The following is an 18,543-nucleotide window of genomic DNA, read 5'->3' on the forward strand; positions in this document are numbered from 1 at the left end:
GCCGCCTGGCGCGGTCCTGGACGACGACGGGCAGACGTCGGCACCGGCGAGGACGCCCTCGTGTGCCGCCCGACTACGCTTCTGTTCGTGATCGGTGCGACCGCTCCCGAGGGGCCAGGCGGCCCGGCCCTCGAGCGCCGGGTGGAGGTTGCGCTCGAGGACGCGTGCTGCGAGTGGGAGGAGTCAGGGGGCGGCTACCTGCATTGCCTGTGCACGCGACCCGCGCCGGCGACCCTCGACCTGCTCACCGGGCTGGAGCTGGCCCGACGGTGGAAGCGCTCCCCGGACGCAGGCTCGCTCCTGGGGACGCTGACCGAGCACCTCGAACGTCATACGCCGATCCCGTCGGGGACGCCCCGGCGCCGGCCGGACTCGACGTTGCCGTCCCCGCGACGTGCGCAGCCGGGTGTCGAGGAGTCCTTCTAGCAGCCCCGCGCGCTTCGTCGGGCTGCGACGACCGGTGGAGCGAAGCTCGACTACCGCCCGAGCAACATGCTGAGAGGTCGGGTGCCCACGAGCAGGCCGTAACGGTCGTAGTAGTCGAACATCGCCTCGAGCCAGGGATGCCCCTCCGGGGCCTCGACCTTCCGGGCCCGGCGACCAGCCTCAGCGGCCAGCTCGGCGGGGGTCGCCACGCGCGAGGCCAGCTCGTACGTCGCTCCGAGGTGTCCGTGCTCGGTGAGCACCACCGCAGCGGCTTCGGCGACCTCGGTCAAGTCCGCGAAGCCGAAGCGGGCCTCCACGTCGTACGGCACCTCCAGGTCCGCGGTCAGGTCGAAGTTCTGCAGGTATGCGCCCGGCTGGAGAATGGTCCAGTCAAGGCCCGACCGCCGCACCAGGTCCTCGGACCGCGCCTTCCCGATGTGATGCGGCATCTGCGGGGCGAACGGCGACGCAACGGAGTGGTAGACGACCCGCGTGACCCCCGCCGTCGTCATCGCGGCAAGGGCATCGGCGACGTAGCGAGGTTCGTCGGGATGCATGTTCGGCGCGATCAGGTACGCCGCATCCGCATCGGCCGAGGCGGCGGCGAGGTTCGGCCACTCGGCCCGACCGATGCTCACCGACCTCACGCCCCGAGTCGCCAGGGCATGACGGACGGCGCGGCCGGTCTTTCCGCTGCCGCCCACAACCGCGACGCGCATCAGGCGATGCCCCACTGCGTCTTCATGGTCCCCCGCGGACGACGTCCACCACACGTACCGTCGGCGCCGACGGCGCCGACGGCGACTGAGGCACCAAGGGAAGCCCGATCAGCTGCCGACCTGTCGGCGGACGACGTCCCCTGCCATCGCGTCGTGCCGGGCCAGGAAGCGTTCGACGTCCTCACGCTGCCGCCGACGTTGCGCGCACGCGAACGCGGCTTGTTGGGCGTTGCGCCGGGCGGTCTCCTGGGAGAACGCGCCGGCAAGACCGGTCCAGGTGGGGAAGGGACTCATGCGGCACGAGGCTAGGTAACGGGGCCGGCGTGCCGCCATGACCTCATCGGGCGCGTGCACCGATGGCCTCATCGGGTCAGTCCGCACCGCGCCAACGCGGCGGTACGTCGCACCCTCTGAAGCGCGACCAGCGGCAGATCCGGTTGTCGACAACCACGAGATCGGTTGGACGACAAACTTCGTCACGCATGCTTCGCGGACACCCCCAGCCACCCGGGTCAGGCGCCTCAGCCGGACAGACGAGAAGGACCCCCGATCTGGGAAAATCCCAGGTCAGGGGCCCTTCTCTGTGTGTGGCAGGTGCAGGATTCGAACCTGCGTAGGCGTAAGCCGACGGATTTACAGTTCGACGGCTGCGCGCCTGTGGCCTGCACGTGGGCTGCGTCTGCCTGAACTTGCTCCCGTATTCCGCACAGCCACTGGCGTCTGGCCGTTGCCAGCCGACGTCGCTCGGACAGGTGTCACGCATTGGGTCGGGGTGCTGCTGTTCCCATGATGACCCTGCACAAGCTGCACGCGGGCGACGGCTACACCTATCTCACCCGCCAGGTCGCCGCCGGGGACGAGAGCCGCTCTCACGGCCAACAGCTCGCCGACTACTACACCGCATCCGGGAACCCGCCCGGACGGTGGATGGGCTCCGGTGCCGCCGACCTCGCCGTCGAAGGACGGGTCCGGGAGGACCAGATGCGCTCCCTGTTCGGCGCCGGCCTGCACCCGGACGCCGAGCAGATCATCGCCCTGGAGACCGCCGCCGGCACCGACCCCGCAATCGCGCGGGCGGCGGCGAAGCTGGGCCGGGCGTTCCCGAAGTACAAGCCGTTCCCGCCGCGATCGGAGCGGGTCGCTGCGAGGCTGCGGGACTTCGAGGACGAGCACGGCCGCGTCCCTTCGCCGCAGGTGCGGTCGAAGATCGAGGCTCAGGAAGCCCGTCGTGATCGCCGTGCCGTGGCCGGCTACGACCTGGTCTTCACCCCGGTGAAGTCCGCGTCGCTGCTGTGGGCACTCGGCTCAACCTCGACGCGTGAGGCCGTGGAGGCTGCGCACCATGAGGCGGTCGCCGACACCCTCGCGTGGCTTGAACGCGAGACCGCGTTCGCCCGAACGGGTGATCGGGGCGAGGCGCAGATCGAGACGCGCGGCTTCCTCGCCACCGCCTTCGACCACCGAGACTCCCGGGCCGGCGACCCCGACCTGCACACCCATCTGGCGATCTCGAACAAGGTCCGTGCCCGCGAGGACCATGCCGACGGCAGCCCGCGCTGGCTGTCCCTGGACGCCCGGGTCATCCACGCCGCCGCGGTTGCGGCCTCGGAGCGTTACAACACGCGCTTCGAGGACGGCCTGTCCCGCCGGCTCGGTGTCGCGTTCACCCAGCGGCCGGACAGCGTCCGCGACGACAAACGCCCCATCCGCGAGATCACCGGAGTCCCGGTCGGGCTACTCAAGCACTTCTCCAAACGCCGGGCGGCGATCGAGGACCGCTACCGCACCCTGCACCGCGACTACCGCAGCACCCACGGCCACGAACCGGATGCCAGCGCCCAGCTCAAGCTCGCCCAACAAGCCACCCTCGAGACCCGCGACGGCAAGGCGCCGCCGAAGGCGCTTGCGGAGAAGCTCGCCGACTGGCGCACAGAAGCCACGACTGTCCTCGCCGACCGGACGGTCCGCGACGTCGAGTCCCAGGCGCTCGGGCGCGACATCGCGACTCCACCACCAGACGACCTGCAGGCGGTTGCAGAGGCGGTCGTCGCGACTGTGAGTATGGAAAAGGCGACCTGGACCCGATGGAACATCACCGCTGAGACCGAACGCCAACTCCGCCCGTTTCGGTTCAGCACACCCGCCGACCGTGAAGCCGCCACTGCCGCCGTCATTAGAGCCTCCCTGCACCCCGACTCCGCAGTCCAGCTAACGGCTGACGGCACTGAACGCACCCTCGAAGCTGTCGCCCAGACCGATCCGCCGCGACGATCGAACGGTGAGTCCGTCCTGGTCGAGCACGGCTCCGCCCGCTACACCACCCAAGACCTCCTTGACGCCGAGCAACGCCTTCTCGATCACGCACACACGCCGACCCGGCACGGGATCAACAGTGGGCGGTTGCTCGAGTTCATCGCCGGATTCGAGGCCCGCTATAACCTCCGCCTCGACCGCGGCCAACGCGCCCTCGTCCTCGGTTTCGCCGCCGACCCCCGCCGTCTCGTCGTCGGGATCGGTCCCGCCGGGGCCGGGAAGACCACTGCCATGCGCGCCGTCGCCGAGGCCTGGCGCACCACCGGCAGACGCGTCATCCCCCTTGCACCCTCCGCCACCGCGGCGGAGGTCCTCGGCGACGAGCTCGGCTGCCGCGCTGAGAACCTGCACAAGTTCCACCACACCCACGCCAGTGACCAGTCTTCAACCGCCAGCCGTGACCCGTGGTTCGCGCTGCAGCCCGGCGACCTGATCCTCGTCGACGAAGCCGGCATGGCAAGCACACGGCACCTCGACTGGCTCACCACCTACGCTCGCGAACGCGGTGCCATCGTCCGCCTCCTCGGCGACCCCGCCCAGCTCAACGCCGTCGAGGCCGGCGGCATGCTCCGCCTCCTCGCCCACGACACGGACGCCGTCGAGCTCTCCGACCTGCACCGCTTCACCGACCCCGACGAAGCCATCGCCACCCTCGCCATTCGCAACGGCGACCCGACCGCCATCGACTACTACGCCCGCCACGCACGCCTCACGAGTGGAAGCCCAACCACTCTCCTCGACGCCGCCTACGAAGGCTGGGCCACCGACACCGCCAACGGACACACCAGCCTGCTCATCGCCGGCACCAAGGCCGACGTCACCAAACTCAACCGCCGCGCCCGCGCCGAACGAATCCACAGCGGCGATGTCGAGCCCGACGGCGTCAGGCTCCACGACGGCACAACCGCCGGCAACGGAGATCTCATCATCACCCGCCACAACGACAGAAGCCTCACGAGCCGCGCAGGCACCCGGTTTGTCCGCAACGGTGACACCTGGCGCGTCACCCACCGCCACCAGAATGGCGACATCACCGCCCGGCACACCACAAACGGAGCAGACGTAAGACTCCCGCACCACTACGTGAACTCTCACGTCGACCTTGGCTACGCCACCACCACCGCCCAAGCCCAAGGCCGCACCGTTGACACGACCCACGCCATCATCGATACCACCACCGATCGCGCTCAGCTCTACGTCGCCGCAACCCGGGCCCGCCACCACACCCAGCTCTACGTTCCAACGTGTAGCGAACTCGGACTCGACGCAGATCAGCCACCCGCTGTCCCGAAGGAGGTCACCGAACAACTCGCCCAGACCATCACCCGCGACGCCAACGAACTCACCGCAACCGAAATCCAACGGCAGACCGGTCATCGGCAGCGCACTCAAGCCACCCCTCGATCTCGGACTCCTGCGTTCCATGGCCTCCAGGCATAGCGGATCGCTCCATGAACGTTCTCACAGGCCAATCCCAGAACGCGGTGGAAAAATCCGCCAACGGTTCAGCCTTGCAGGTGTGGCTACGGTCCTGCCTCCCAGGTGTCGCTGCTGACCTCGGACTAGGTCCGACCGGTCATACCCCGTCCAGGATTGCCGACGGCACAAGAGCCGTCCTCCTGCTTGACCCTGCCTTCAGGCGTTCGCGATCGACTTCCAGTCCTCTATTCGCTTGGCGATCAGGGCGGCGCGGGCCTGGTTGTCGCGCCCATCCAGGATCGCAAGGTCGGCCGCTTCGGCGCGCAGGTAGACACCTGATGTCCGGGCGTTGAGGGTGGCATCAGTGTCCGAGCAGGTGATCCAGTAACCGGAGGCGCGGTCGTGGGTGTCCAGCCTGATCTCGGCGGTGCCATGGATCGCGGGTGCGTTCGGATGGCGCGGGCGCTCGCCGCTCCAGGCATAGAAGATGCCCGGGGGTTCCTTTGTCCTCCTCGTCGCCTCGCTCCAGTAGCGGGCGGACAGGGTGCCGTCGTCCTGCCAGGCCCGGCCGTTCACCTCCAGCATCGAGTCGCGATCGCGTGAGATGCGAAGCAGGCTCACCGCGGACGGCTCCACGGTGCTGCGCTCCGTCATCGAGAACTGCCACCACAGCCCCTCGATGCGAGAAAGACCGCCCATGTCCTCGATCGCCTTGCGCAGCTTCTGGTTGACGGCCTTCAGCTCGGAGGTCTTGGTGGCGTCGCCGTACCGGACAGATGTCAGGCCGAGAAGATCGCTGGGCAGCTTCGCCCCGTTGGCGTGCAGGATGAAGGTGCGCTCCATGCCGAGCACTCCGCCGAAGAGCCCGGCCTCGAAGACGACGTTGTCGCGCGGGGAGGCTTGGCCGGCCACGGCCTCTGCCTCCGACGTGGCCGGCTCGGCGCTGGTCCAATCGTCCTGGGCGAAGACGAACGCCGCGAAGTCGACCTCGCGCGTCAGCTCGACGAGACGGCCAAGGGTGGTGGTACCTGGATTGAACGTCGTCGTCCACGGCTCCACGTCCGCGATGTCCTCGAGCCCGCGCGTCAGCGCCTGGAGGAGCTTGGCCTGCTTGCCCGACGAACCCAGGAAGATGCGCGGCTTGGCCATCGGGCCTCCCATGGTTCTGCGGTGACCTGACGATCGCAGCGTAGGCCCTGACAGCGACGCGCGACATGGTTCAGGTGGGTCTTGCGACCGCTACCAGAGGCTCCAACGATGGCGGTATCACGTGAGGGGGCATAGGAGGAGCCGATGACCGAGCAGACGACCAAATCTCCGCCGATCGTGCTGATCCATGGCTTGTGGATGACGCCTCGCAGCTGGGACCGCTGGGCGGAGTACTACCGAGCGAAGGGCTACCAGGTCGTCGTGCCGGCGTACCCGGGCTTCGAGGTCGAGGTGGAGGCACTCCGCGAGAAGCCCGAGATCGTCGCCGAGGCGACCGTTCCCGCGACGCTCGAGCACCTCGTCCACATCGTGGAGAGCCTGGACGCACCCCCCATCATCATGGGCCACTCGTTCGGCGGCACTTTCACACAGCTGCTGGTGAACCGCGGCCTCGGCGCAGCTGCTGTGACGATCGACTCGGCACCACCCGAGGGCGTGCGGGTCAACCCGCCGTCCCAGATCAAGTCCCTGTTCCCGATCCTCGCGAACCCGGCCAACCGACACCGCGCAGTCGGCTTCACCAAGGAGCAGTTCCACTACGCCTTTGCCAACACGGTCAGCCGCGAGGAGTCCGACGCCGCCTACGACCGACTGCACATCCCGGCGCCGGGCAGCTGGGTGTGGGCCTACGGCCTGATCGCGAACTGGAAGCCGGGCCACCAGGACACCTGGGTCGACTACGACCTGGACGACCGCGCACCGCTGCTGTTCATCATCGGCGGCAAGGACCACCTGATGCCCCCATCGGTGATCCGCTCGAACGCCAAGAAGTACCGCAACTCCGAGGCCCTGACCGAGACCTACGAGTTCCCGGAGCGCTCGCACTTCACCGGTGTCGAGCCCGGCTGGGAACAGGTGGCCGACTACGCCCTCGAATGGGCGACACTCCATGCCGGCGATCGGCAAACCCGCCCACGGTGATGTGAACCCAGACCTGATCAGTTGGGCCGCGCCGCCGGTGTGTCCAAGAGTGTGACTCCGCCTTGAGCGACACAGAGGTCCATCTGCAGGGCGCGGTCCTCCACGTGAGCAGTCTGGATCGGGCGATCGACTTCTACACGAGGCTGCTTGATCTCGAGGTGCCCGCGAGCGATGACAGTCGAAACTGGCCGTGTCCTCCATGCCGCCTTGCCCGCGGACTACCGACGAGGAGGCCGCTGGCTGATGTGCCTGGCCCGAATCAGAGAGCTCTTCCCAACCTCGATCGGTCAGAGCCTCGGTCGATCCAGCCAGCTGTGGTCATCCCGCCAAACGATGACAAGCGGCACGAAAGCAGCAATCGAGATGAGAACACACACGCCGATCGTCACCGCTGCATTCACTGTGCTCACACTCTTCAGTCTGCATCCGCGCGCATGTGCGGTTTAGACACCTCAGGCCATTGGAGCGTTCATCACGGTCGTTGTCCGCGGGCAGTTCACCCCGCTGTGCTCCACTTGCCGGGTGTCCGTCATCTCTGCATCGGGTCGCGGGGCCCGAATTGACGTCACGATCGACGGCGTGACCTTCACCCGGTCCAAGTTCGACGCAGACCAGCGCCGTACCCGACGCCTGATTCACGTGGCCTGGGACGACGTGACAGGCGCGGAATTGCAGAAAACTGGGAAAGGACGCACCGTCGTCCGGGTTGGCGTTGCCGGGGCAACGGTGGCCACAGGGCATCGACATGATCCGTACGCCGTGAAAGTCAGGCGAAAGCAGTCAGAGGCGGCGAGCCGGCTCGTGGAGCACGTCAACGAGGAGGCCGCCGCCCACCGACGTTGGCGCGAGGGCGGCCGATAACGAACCGCCAGCCCAGCGTTGCCGGGGGGCGGCGCTCAAGCAGGTCGCCGACAGCGCCTGAAGCATTGACCAACAGACCGAACCCACTCTGGTTCATGCCCCGGTGCGGATCCACTCGGTGGTCGAAATCTGGCCGCCCAGGCGGCCGGGGCCTCGGTCGAAGTGCAGCACTAACAGACTGCCGTTCTGGAGCCTGGAGATCCGACGCCGCAAGTCCGTCTTCCCCGCTCCGAGCTCGTCGGTCAGCCGGGCCAGCAGACTCGCCTCGGCACATACCACCGCCGGCACGCCTTCTTGCGCCACCTCTAGCAACTGATCGACCGCGACTCGGGCCCGTGGGCCGGTGTCTCGGACAACCAGCACGGACTCGTGCTTGACGTCGATGACCTGCTCGAAGGGGCGCAGAGTCTCAGTACATCGAAGCGCCTCGGCGACGAGCGCCCGTTGAACCCCGAACGCCTGGATCAGCTCCCCCAACGCCTTCGCCTGCTCTCGACCGCCCAGCGAGCGGCGGTGGTTCTTAGCCGACCCATCCTCGCTGCTGACGCCCACGGGCGGCACGAGCAGGAGCGGCCGCGTCTGAAAAGCGTTCACACGACGGAATCGCGCAATGACGGGAAGGTCGCGTCGGCGCGTCAGTCGAGCAGCGTCCCGGAGCGACACCCAGGTCAGATCATCAATCTCGGCACTCGGGGTGAACCGACCATCGACCGCGCTCATGGACCAGTAGCGAACCCGCTTCGGTTGGCCGCCCTTGAGGTAGCTGGTCGTCCCGAGAGCCGGACCGAGCGAGGCGCGAAAGCCGGTTTCCTCGCGGACCTCGCGTAGGGCCGCGATGACGGGATGCTCGCCAGCGTGCAGTTTCCCCTTCGGGAGTGACCAACCCTCCTTGTTGGGCCGGTGGACGAGCACAACTTCGACGCCCCTTCGCGAGTCCGTCATGCGCCAAAGCACACCGCCCGCGGCCTCGATCCGGGCGACGTCACCTGCCATGTCCAGTATTTGCACCCGTCAAAGTGTCTGCGCCACGTCGACCCTGCGAACGGGGGATGAACGCAACGAACCACGTCGACACGGCCCCGGAAAGCATGCCTCCGTCGCGGCATCGCCCTGGTCGTACCCTCACGCAATGGTCAGCAGCTCGCGATTGAGATCGGGGCACGCCGCTGTCCGCCGGTCGCGTCGTCTTCTCCGGGCCCTCACCAAGCTGGCCGCGGAAAAGCTGAAGGGCAGGACGCTCGCCGAAGAGACCGTCACAGCCATCCGTTCGGGTGTCTACGAGCAGCCCGAGCAGCCTGTCTGACACCTGGGCGGGTGGTCGAGTTCGCCCGGGGCAGCTGATTTTCCGTTCGCCATGAGAAACCGGGAAACCCGGCTACCGTGATGACGTGGGGCAAAGGGCCAAGGCACGATGCGACAAGGCGACGCACTCGAAACGCGTCGCCGGTGGGACGAGCATGGGCTTCTCAGACACGCAGTGCGTCACGGCGCCGACCGCGGTGCACTTCTTCCAGCTCGCCCGGGTTCGGCTCGCCGACGGCCGGTTGCTCACCGTGGACCGCTGCCGGCACTGCGGTGCTCTGTCCAACGATCCGGGCGTCGCCGTGACGGCGTACCTCGACTGAGCCTCCCTGGTCTGGACCGAGGTGGTACCGACGTCATCAGTCGTTCACCTCACGGGACTACGTTCCGCGCCATGAGCACGGAACATGACCCGGCATCGGCTCGCGGTCTCCGTCGGGTGTGACCGTCGGGATGTGGCGCGAGCCCTCGACCGGTCGACTCCGGGCTTCCGTCGTGCACCCAGGAAGGCGAGGCTGGGAGCGTGCCTGACGCCGACGTCGGCGCGCTCGGCCTCGAGCCGGCCCTGCTGCGGTCCGAGCGCGCTGCTCCACCTCGAACGCTGGTCGACATCTTTCGCGACGTCGTGCAGGCCCACCCGTCCAGTCGCGCGCTCGACAACGGTGCCGAGGTGCTCACGTACGCCGAGTTCGAGGAAGCCGCCGATGAGGTGGCCGACAGCCTCCGCACCTTCGGGGTCGGCCGCGGGGACCGCGTCGGCGTCCGCATCAAGTCCGGCACACTCGACCTGTACGTCGGGATCATGGGGATCCTGCTCGCCGGAGCCGCCTATGTGCCGGTGGACGCGGACGACCCCGACGAACGGGCCCGCTTGATCTTCGACGAGGCAGACGTTGCCGCGATCCTCGGGAACGGCCTGCGCGTCACGCCGCGACGTCACGATCGGCACGCGTCGACCTCTTCGCCCGTGTCGCCGTCCGACGACGCCTGGATCATCTTCACCTCGGGCTCGACCGGGACCCCCAAAGGCGTCGCGGTGTCGCACCGATCGGCGGCGGCGTTCGTCGATGCCGAGTCGAGGATATTCCTGCAGGGCGCGGCGCTCGGTCCAGAAGACCGGGTCATGGCTGGCCTGTCCGTCGCGTTCGACGCGTCGTGCGAGGAGATGTGGCTGGCCTGGGGGCACGGTGGCTGCCTCGTTCCCGCGCCCAGGTCGCTGGTGCGCAGTGGCGTGGATGTCGGGCCGTGGATCGTCGCGAACGACATCACCGTGGTCTCCACCGTTCCGACGCTGGTGTCGCTGTGGCCGACCGAGGCGCTCGCCCGGGTGCGGCTGCTCATCATGGGCGGCGAGGCCTGTCCTCCCGAGATCGGTGCGCGACTTGCGCTTCCCGGCCGTGAGGTGTGGAACACCTACGGCCCCACGGAGGCCACGGTCGTGGCGTGCGGGGCTGAGATCAGCCGTGACGGTCCCGTGCGGATCGGCCTTCCGCTGGACGGTTGGGACCTCGCGGTCGTCGACGCGGACGGCGTGCCTGTTTCGGCCGGCCAACCTGGCGAGCTGATCATCGGTGGAGTCGGCCTCGCCCGCTACCTGGACCCTGCCAAGGAAGCCGAGAAGTATGCGCCGATGCCGACGCTCGGCTGGGACCGCGCTTACCGCAGCGGCGACATCGTGCGCTTCGACGGCACCGGGCTGGTGTTCGCCGGACGCGCCGACGACCAGATCAAGCTCGGCGGACGCCGGATCGAGCTGGGTGAGATCGACAGTGCCCTGCTCGGCCTCCCGGGCGTCGCGGGCGCCGCGGCCGCCGTGCGCACCAGCCAGGCCGGCAACCAGATCCTCATCGGCTACATCAACGTCAGCGAGGACTTCGACACGACCGCCGCCACGGAGCAGCTGCGCCGGGACCTTCCCGCCGCCCTCGTTCCCCGGCTCGCACAGGTAGACCAGCTCCCCACGCGGACGAGTGGGAAGATCGACCGGGAAGCGCTCCCGTGGCCGCTGCCCGGCGCCGGCGACGCGGGCGTGGCCGATGTCGCGGCTGACCTCACCGACACCGAGCGCCACGTCGCGGATCTCTGGCTCGAGGTGCTGGGCGCGGTTGTCCGGAGCAGCAAGGACGACTTCTTCGACCTGGGCGGCGGAAGTCTCACCGCGGCCCAGCTGGTGTCGCGGCTCCGGGCATCGCACCCGGACATCACGGTGGCCGACGTCTACGAGCAACCCAGCGTCAAGCGCCTGGCCGACCTCCTCGATACGATGGACACCCCCGTCGCGGCGACGAACCGCAGGGTCCGTCCGACGCCGTGGAAGACCCAGATGGGTCAGGTGGTGTTCACGGTGCCGCTCCGCCTCCTGTCCGGACTGCGCTGGGCGACGTGGGTCCTGGCCGGGAGCAACGTCGCCGCAGCCGCGGGCGCGACGTGGGCGCCGACGACTCCGTGGGCCTGGCTTGTCGCGGGCTGGGTCCTCCTGGTCCTCGCCCCCGGGCGCATGGCACTCAGTGCCCTGGGGGCGCGGATCCTCATGCACGGGATCCGGCCCGGCGACTACCCCCGCGGGGGCCGCATCCACCTCCGGGTCTGGCTCGCGGAGCGGCTGGCGGACGAGCTGGGTGCGGCCAACCTCGCCGGTGCCGCGTGGATGCCGTGGTACGCCCGGGCGCTCGGCGCCAAGGTCGGCCGCGACGTCGACCTGCACTCGCTCCCACCGGTCACGGGGATGCTCACGCTCGGCCGGGGCTGCTCGATCGAGCCAGAGGTCGACCTGGCCGGTTACTGGGTCGACGGTGACGTGCTGCGGATCGGCCACGTCAAGGTGGGAGCCGGTGCGCGGGTCGGCACGAGGAGCACCCTGGGCCCCGGCGCCACCCTCGGCCGGGGGTCGGAGGTCGCACCGGGCTCGGCCGTCCTCGGCAGGGTTCCCAAGCATGCGTTCTGGTCCGGCTCGCCGGCCGAGCCGGTCACGCGTACGGCGCGTGGCCCGTGGTCAGCGAAGCGGCCCCGCCGCATGCCCCGGTGGACGATCGCCTACGCGCTGCTGGGCCTGGCTGTGTCTCTGCTGCCGGTCGTGGCCGGCGCCGTCGCGGCTCTGGTGCTGTGGCGCCCGGTGGTCGGTGCATCGTCCTTGCGCGATGCCTGGCTCGCCGGGCTCGCGTGGTCGCCCGTCGCGGTCGTCGCCGCGTACACCGCGCTGGCCGTGCTCGTGCTGGCCACGGTGCGGTTGCTGTCCCTCGGGCTCGGGCCCGGCCACTTTCCGATCCACAGCCGTCCCGCGTGGCAGGCCTGGGGCACGATGCGGGTGCTCGACGAGGCGCGGACCTGGCTCTTCCCGATCTACGCCAGCGCGCTCACACCCGGCTGGCTCCGCGCCCTCGGCGCCCGGATCGGCAAGCACGTCGAGGCGTCGACGGTGCTGCTCATCCCCAGGCTCACCTCGGTCTCCGACCAGTCCTTCCTCGCGGACGACACCTTGATCGGCAGCTACGAGCTCGGCGGCGGGTGGCTGCGCGTCGAGCGAGTCAAGATCGGCAAGCGCGCCTTCGTCGGGAACTCCGGGATGGCGGCACCCGGCCGCAAGGTGCCGAAGCGTGCCCTCGTCGCCGTGCTCTCCGCTGCACCGCGGCGCAAGTCCGCCAAGGCCGGCGCCTCCTGGCTCGGCAGCCCGCCCGTACCACTGCGCCGCTCCGCCGGAGGCATCGACGCCAGCCGCACCTACCAGCCGGCTCGCCACCTGCAGGTTGCGCGGGCCTGCGTGGAGCTGTGCCGCGTGGTGCCCATGGTGGTCGGGGCCGCGATCGGCTGGAGTGTGGTCGCCGCGATCCTCGTCATCGCCGACGCCCTCGACTCGGCGGTCGCAGCCGCCCTCTCCGGCGTCGTGCTGATGGCTGCGGGCGCGGTCGCCGCCGCTGTCACCGTGCTGGCCAAGTGGGTGCTGGTGGGTCGCATCGCGGCGACGGACCACCCGCTCTGGAGCTCGTTCGTCTGGCGCAACGAGCTCGTCGACAACTTCGTCGAGGTCGTCGCGGCCCCGTGGTTCGCGCGGGCGGCGTCGGGAACCCCGGTCCTCAACTTCTGGCTGCGTCTCCTCGGCGTCAAGGTCGGTCGCGGCGTGTGGTGTGAGACCTACTGGCTGCCGGAGTCCGACCAGGTGCGGCTGGCGGACGGAGCCACCGTCAACAGAGGCTGTGTCGTGCAGACGCACCTGTTCCACGACCGTGTGCTCAGCATCGATGCGGTGACCCTGCACGAGGGCGCCACCCTCGGAGCCAACAGCGTGATCCTCCCGGCCTCGAGCCTCGGTCGTCACGCTACGGTGGGCCCCGTGTCGTTGGTGATGAGAGGCGAGTCCGTGCCGGACAAGACTCGCTGGATGGGCAACCCCATCGGCCCCTGGGTGGACGAGCCCGGTCGTAGCGACGCATGACGTTCGGCACCTCCGGCGCCGATCCCTACGTCACGGCCCACGGCGACACTTCCTACGGCGTCGACCACTACGACCTCGCCCTGACGTACGCCGTCCGTGGGAACCGGCTGAACGCCCGCGCGACCCTCACGGTGCGAGCCGTCGAGACGATCCAGCGCGTCGAGCTGGACCTGCACCACCTGCACGTCGAGAAGGTGCTCGTCGACGACACACCGGCGCGCTACTCCCACAAACGGGGTCGGCTCTCCGTCCGGCTGCTGGAGGAGCTGGCCGCGGGCGACACCGCGGAGGTGGCGGTGATGTACTCCGGCAGCCCCAAGCCGGTGCGCAAGCGACACCACGGCACCGCCGGCTGGGAGGAGCTCACGGACGGGGTGATCGTCGCCGGGCAGCCGCACGGCGCGCCGTCATGGTTCCCCTGCAACGACCGGCCGAGCGACAAGGCCTCGTACTCGCTGGAGATCACGACCGGGAGTGACTACGTCGTCGTGGCCAACGGCGAGCTGACCTCGACGAACCCCCATGGCCGAACGACGACCTGGACCTACCAGCAGCCCGAGCCGATGGCGCCGTACCTGGCGACCGTCCAGATCGGCAAGTACGAGGTGCACGACCTCGACGCGGACGTCCCCACCCGGATCGTGGCGCCCGCTCGGCTCCGCGACCAGCTGGACGACGCCTTCGGTCGGCAGGCCGAGATGATCGAGATGTTCCAGGAGCTGTTCGGCCCGTACCCGTTCGCGGGGTACGCCGTGGTCGTCACGGAAGACGACCTGGAGATCCCGCTCGAGTCGCAGAGCCTGTCGACGTTCGGCGCCAACCTGGTGCGCGGCGACTGGGAGGCCGTCCGGCTGGTGGCGCACGAGCTCAGCCACCAGTGGTTCGGAAACAGCCTCACCGCGGAGACGTGGCAGGACATCTGGCTGCACGAGGGATTCGCCTGCTACAGCGAGTGGCTGTGGTCCGAGGCGTCCGGCGGGCCGACCGCGCAGGAGCGTGCCGAGGAGCACTGGACCCGGCTCTCCGGTCTCGCCCAGGACCTGCTGCTCGCCGACCCGGGGCCGGACCTGATGTTCGACGACCGGGTCTACAAGCGCGGAGCCCTGTGCCTGCACGCCCTGCGCTGCACGATCGGCGACAACGCCTTCTTCGACATGCTCCGAGGATGGGCGGCCGAGCAGCGGTACGGCACCGTGACCACCGAGGGCTTCATCGCCTTCGTGGCGACACGGTGCGACGCGGACCTCGACCCGCTCTTCCAGGCGTGGCTGCACGAGGAAGCCCTTCCGGACCTGCCGTCACCACGGTGACGCGTGGCCTGGCCGGGGAGGCAACCGCCACGCAACCGACGAGCCCCGCGGGGACCAGCTCGTCGTCGAGGTCAGCGAGCCTGATCCCGACAGCCGACCGAACCCCGACGAGCACGCGTGGCGGCGCGTCCGCGCTCGACAGCCGGACATCCCGCGGGTCGGCGTCGAGCCCGGTGCCGACGGCCTTGAGGTAGGCCTCCTTACGCGCCCACACGACTGCGCGGTCACGCTCGGACTGCGGTGCCGACTCGAGAGCATGCAGGACCACGTCGTCGAACCCGGCGAACCCGGCGCGACGCGGGCTCTCGAGATCGAGGCCAACCCCGGCCGCGTCGGACACCGCCACGCCGGTGGTGCCGTCGCACCGCGAGATGCTCACCGAGAACCGGTCCTCCTCGCCATCGATCCTCAGGGAGGGACGGCCGTGGTCGTCGCCGCCGCAGCGAGGACATGTTCGTTTGACGCTCACGCCGGTCACCGGTCGTCCGAGCAGCGTCAGGCACACGGCGGCGAGGAGAGGTATGTCGTCGTGGCCGTGGCCGAGTGCCACGACGACGTGGGGCGAGCTCCCGGTCAGCGTGCCCACTTCCTGATCCTCGAGACCTCGGCCTGCTTCCACGCGCGTCCGAGTCCACGCACGACGGATGCGGCGGCCTGCTCCTCCACCACGTCGACGCGACCCAGCACGAACGCCACTCGCCCGGCCGGGTCCGTTTGGGCGGCGATCACGCGCAGGGCGGTGCGGGTCATCGCCACGTCCTGGTGCTCCCCGACGTACGACTGGAACGCCTTCATCTCCCGGGCGGATCGACGCGCCGGCTTTCCGTAGACGGGACGGCACGCCTCCGCCAGGTATCGCACTCGTTTCGCGGCCTTGCGCGCCTCGTGCAGACGCTCGACGTAGTCGGGATCGGCGGGATCGCCGAGCCGGCGCAGCCGCTTCTCGAGCCGCGCGACGTCCCGGTCGACGATTCCGGGCAGCACCCTCTTGGTCGGCTTGGCTGCGCGCTTCCGGAACGACGGTTCCTCGGCGTACCCGCGCAAGGCGGCGAGGAGCTCGAGGTAGCGCTGTGACTCCATGGCGACGACGGCGGCGCGGTGTGCCTCGCGGTAGCGGCGTGTCATCTCCCGCTGGACCGCGCGTGCAGCGGCGGGAGCCCCGGACTCGTCGGACTGATCGGCGAGGAGACCCTTCAGGCGTGCGCTCACGACCTCGGCGTCGCGGGCCGCGCCGAGGCAGTCGGCGAGCCACTTGAGCTCGCCGCGGAACCACTGCACCTCGCTCGGGTCGAGAAGCGGCTCGAAGGAGGCGAGCAGCTGCCGGATCCGCCGGATCGTCACGCGGAGGCGGTGCACGCCATCGGGCAGGTTGCGTCGAACGGAGATGTCGCGGGCGGGGATCGCGTCGACCAGCGTGGCCAGCCTCTCCCGGACGAGGTTCGCCGCCGGACTCTTGCGACCGACCTTGTGGACAGGCCGTTCGGGCCTTTCCCTCACCCCTGTCCCCACGACGCGCTCCAGCTTGCTGCCCACCTTGGATCGACGCGCGCCCGCGTCACGCAACCGAGCGGCGACCGCGGCGAGTAGTCGTTCGTCGCCCGTGCCGAGCTCGACTTCCCACTCACGCCACGCCAGGTCCCCGGCGGTCACCTGATCGTCCACCACCTCCGCGAGGACGGAGCCGTCCAGGTCGAGCACGTGGACGCTGCGGCGGACCGTCTCGATGACCGCGATCGGCGTCAGCGTCGAACCTTGCGTGTACGCGAGGACCGCGGAGCGCAGTTCTTTCGGTACGGTCCGGATCCCGCGCGACAGGGGGACGCGCACCTCGAGCCGGCGGTCACGCCCCATCGGCAGCTTCAGGTGCCAGCCCTCGTCACCCCCGCCCTCCCTGCGCCTCAACGAGATACCGGCCGTGCGCAGATCCAGGTCGTGGGTGTCGAAGTACACCGCCGTCAGCTCGGTGATGCCGGTGTCGTGCACCGTGGCGGCTGCGTCCGGCAGCTCGTCGAGTGCCGGCAGGTCCCCGGTCGCGTCGTACTTCTGCTCGATCTCGAGGACGTGCGTCATCCTGACGTCCTACAGGACAAAGATGAACTGGCGTTCGGTGCGGCCCCGCCAGGGTTCTGTAGCTGACGAGGCCGCATCACAGGCTCGAACGGGCCAACCAGCGAGTCAATAGCGCAGATGTGCTGCACGTCGTGTGCGCTGCCGGGCGCGCAGCGACCCCGCCCGGGCCCAACGGGGGAGGGCCTGGACGGGGTCGCTCGCAATCTATTCACGATATGCCTGGTTTGACCTGGAAAGGGACAAACCTCCCGCCCGCTCTCCGTGACCGGACTCAGGCGCCGATGACCGGGCGGACTGTCACTCCCAGGGACCGGTGATCGCGAACGTGTAGCCATCTCCCTGGATACAGGCGAACAGAACCTTGCCGTTCTCGGTGAAGGTCGGTCCGGCGAACTCGCTGCCGCTGACGTCGTTGCGGGCCAGCGGGAAGGCCTTGCCTGCCGTGGTGATGCCGACGAGGTGCTGGATGCCCTCGCCGTCCTCCGCGAGGATCAAACCACCATTGGGGTCGAGACAGATGTTGTCCGGGCCGTCGTAGTCGGCATCCACCTCCGGGTCCGGGTTCACACCGAAGATGCTCTTGAGCTTGACCGTCTCGGACAGCGGGTCGTAGAACCACACCTGGCCGTCGTGCTCGTTCCTGCTGCCGTCGCTCGTCCGGGCGAAGCTGGCGACGAAGTACGCCCCACCATCACTCCAGTAGGCACCCTCGAGCTTCCGGCTGCCAGTCACCTCGCCGGTCGCAAACTGCTTGCGCACCGACGTCGTCGCCGCCAGCCGGTCCGGCACGTCCACCCAAGTGACCTTGTACGTCGTGCCGACCTGGGTCGCCTCCGACAGGTCCGCGATCGCCCGTCCGCCCTTGGTGCACAGCATGGCCTGCAGGGTGCCTGCGGTGTCGCCGCCCTCCGAGAGGGCGAGCGTCCGCAGCGCTCCCTTGCCCGGCTTGAAGCCGGCCGGCGGGGTCCAGCGGTAGTAGAGGCCGTGCGGGCCGTTGGCGTCCTCGGTGAGGTAGATCGTGCCGTCCGGGTCGACGGCGACCGCTTCGTGGGAGTAGCGGCCGAGGAACTTCAGGGGCACCGGGTGCTGGTTGGCCGGCCGGTCGAAGGCGTCGACCTCGAAGGTCCAGCCGTGGTCCTCGAGGAACTGGCCGCCCTTGCGCTGCTCGGTCTCCTCGCAGGACAGCCAGGTGCCCCAGGGGGTCTTGCCGCCGGCGCAGTTGTTGTGGGTGCCGGCCAGGCTGACGTACTCCGAGAGGCGGTTGCCTTTCTTGTCCATGACGATCGTCGTCGTACCACCGCGGGCGCCGGGGTCGAAGGTGAGACCGGGAAGAGCAGGAACGCCGTACGTCTCGTCGCCGCCGATCTCGTGGTTCTGCACCAAGGTCCAGCCATCGCGGCGCTCGAACACCGCCGCGCCGTCCGGGTCGCTCGGCGAGGGCTCGCCCGTGTCGAGGAGCGTCTCCCCGGCCTTGGCCAGGACCCGGTAGGAGAACCCGGGCGGCAGGGACAGGATCCCGGCGGGGTCGGACACCAGCGCGCCGTACCCCGCAGAGCGGCGGGTG

At 69.4% G+C, this 18,543-nt stretch carries 15 protein-coding genes; 8 read left to right on the forward strand and 7 right to left on the reverse strand.

Going from position 1 to position 18,543, the window contains the following annotated elements:
• Positions 1–87 precede the first annotated feature (87 nt).
• Positions 88–426, forward strand: coding sequence for a hypothetical protein (locus ETU37_RS01885; RefSeq protein WP_129985181.1), 339 nt, complete (start codon positions 88–90; stop codon positions 424–426).
• A 50-nt stretch (positions 427–476) separates the two neighbouring features.
• On the opposite strand, the gene ETU37_RS01890 is transcribed toward ETU37_RS01885, so the two are convergent.
• Positions 477–1,145 carry an SDR family oxidoreductase gene (locus ETU37_RS01890; RefSeq protein WP_129985182.1) on the reverse strand — a complete coding sequence of 223 codons (669 nt, stop codon included), beginning with the start codon at positions 1,143–1,145 and terminating at the stop codon, positions 477–479.
• Between the two features lie 108 nt (positions 1,146–1,253).
• Positions 1,254–1,439 carry a hypothetical protein gene (locus tag ETU37_RS01895; RefSeq protein WP_129985183.1) on the reverse strand — a complete coding sequence of 62 codons (186 nt, stop codon included), beginning with the start codon at positions 1,437–1,439 and terminating at the stop codon, positions 1,254–1,256.
• A 495-nt stretch (positions 1,440–1,934) separates the two neighbouring features.
• On the opposite strand from ETU37_RS01895, the gene mobF reads away from it, so the two are divergent.
• Positions 1,935–4,898: a MobF family relaxase gene (gene mobF / locus ETU37_RS01900; protein ID WP_165372359.1), complete on the forward strand. Its 2,964-nt coding sequence runs from the start codon at positions 1,935–1,937 to the stop codon at positions 4,896–4,898.
• A gap of 195 nt (positions 4,899–5,093) precedes the next feature.
• Here mobF and ETU37_RS01905 read toward each other — a convergent pair whose 3' ends face one another.
• A complete protein-coding gene (locus tag ETU37_RS01905; protein WP_129985185.1) occupies positions 5,094–6,026 on the reverse strand; it encodes a TIR domain-containing protein in 933 nt (310 codons plus the stop codon).
• Between the two features lie 144 nt (positions 6,027–6,170).
• Here ETU37_RS01905 and ETU37_RS01910 point away from each other — a divergent pair, with 144 nt between their 5' ends.
• Positions 6,171–7,007 carry an alpha/beta hydrolase gene (locus tag ETU37_RS01910; RefSeq protein ID WP_129985186.1) on the forward strand — a complete coding sequence of 279 codons (837 nt, stop codon included), beginning with the start codon at positions 6,171–6,173 and terminating at the stop codon, positions 7,005–7,007.
• Positions 7,008–7,586: 579 nt separating this feature from the next.
• Positions 7,587–7,868, forward strand: a complete 282-nt coding sequence (locus ETU37_RS23400; RefSeq protein ID WP_129985187.1) for a hypothetical protein — start codon at positions 7,587–7,589, stop codon at positions 7,866–7,868.
• A gap of 93 nt (positions 7,869–7,961) precedes the next feature.
• Here ETU37_RS23400 and ETU37_RS01920 read toward each other — a convergent pair whose 3' ends face one another.
• Entirely contained in the window at positions 7,962–8,861 is a 900-nt protein-coding gene (locus tag ETU37_RS01920) for an NUDIX hydrolase (RefSeq protein ID WP_129985188.1), read from the reverse strand.
• A 136-nt stretch (positions 8,862–8,997) separates the two neighbouring features.
• Between ETU37_RS01920 and ETU37_RS23015 the strand changes: the two genes are divergently transcribed.
• The 4 genes from ETU37_RS23015 (at position 8,998) to ETU37_RS01930 (ending at position 14,909) form a co-directional block, all read left to right on the forward strand.
• A complete protein-coding gene (locus ETU37_RS23015; RefSeq protein ID WP_165372360.1) occupies positions 8,998–9,171 on the forward strand; it encodes a hypothetical protein in 174 nt (57 codons plus the stop codon).
• 154 nt (positions 9,172–9,325) lie between these two features.
• The gene (locus tag ETU37_RS23020) at positions 9,326–9,493 is read left to right on the forward strand and encodes a hypothetical protein (RefSeq protein ID WP_165372361.1); all 168 of its coding nucleotides are present in this window, start codon (positions 9,326–9,328) and stop codon (positions 9,491–9,493) included.
• A 200-nt stretch (positions 9,494–9,693) separates the two neighbouring features.
• A complete protein-coding gene (locus tag ETU37_RS01925) occupies positions 9,694–13,599 on the forward strand; it encodes a Pls/PosA family non-ribosomal peptide synthetase (RefSeq protein WP_129985189.1) in 3,906 nt (1,301 codons plus the stop codon).
• A complete protein-coding gene (locus ETU37_RS01930; RefSeq protein ID WP_129985190.1) occupies positions 13,596–14,909 on the forward strand; it encodes a M1 family metallopeptidase in 1,314 nt (437 codons plus the stop codon). Before ETU37_RS01925 ends, ETU37_RS01930 begins: the two co-directional genes overlap by 4 nt.
• Here ETU37_RS01930 and ETU37_RS01935 read toward each other — a convergent pair.
• The 3 genes from ETU37_RS01935 to ETU37_RS01945 form a co-directional block, all read right to left on the reverse strand.
• A complete protein-coding gene (locus tag ETU37_RS01935) occupies positions 14,809–15,495 on the reverse strand; it encodes a 4'-phosphopantetheinyl transferase family protein (RefSeq protein WP_165372362.1) in 687 nt (228 codons plus the stop codon). The two genes, ETU37_RS01930 and ETU37_RS01935, sit on opposite strands and share 101 nt — an antisense overlap.
• Positions 15,483–16,979, reverse strand: coding sequence for a CYTH and CHAD domain-containing protein (locus ETU37_RS01940; RefSeq protein WP_129985192.1), 1,497 nt, complete (start codon positions 16,977–16,979; stop codon positions 15,483–15,485). The genes ETU37_RS01935 and ETU37_RS01940 overlap by 13 nt, the downstream gene beginning before the upstream one ends.
• Positions 16,980–17,276: 297 nt before the next feature.
• Positions 17,277–18,543: alkaline phosphatase PhoX (locus ETU37_RS01945; protein WP_129985193.1), on the reverse strand; the 1,267-nt coding region annotated here is incomplete at its 5' end.

It is taken from the genome of Nocardioides iriomotensis, from assembly GCF_004168035.1.
Lineage (GTDB): Bacteria > Actinomycetota > Actinomycetes > Propionibacteriales > Nocardioidaceae > Nocardioides_B > Nocardioides_B iriomotensis.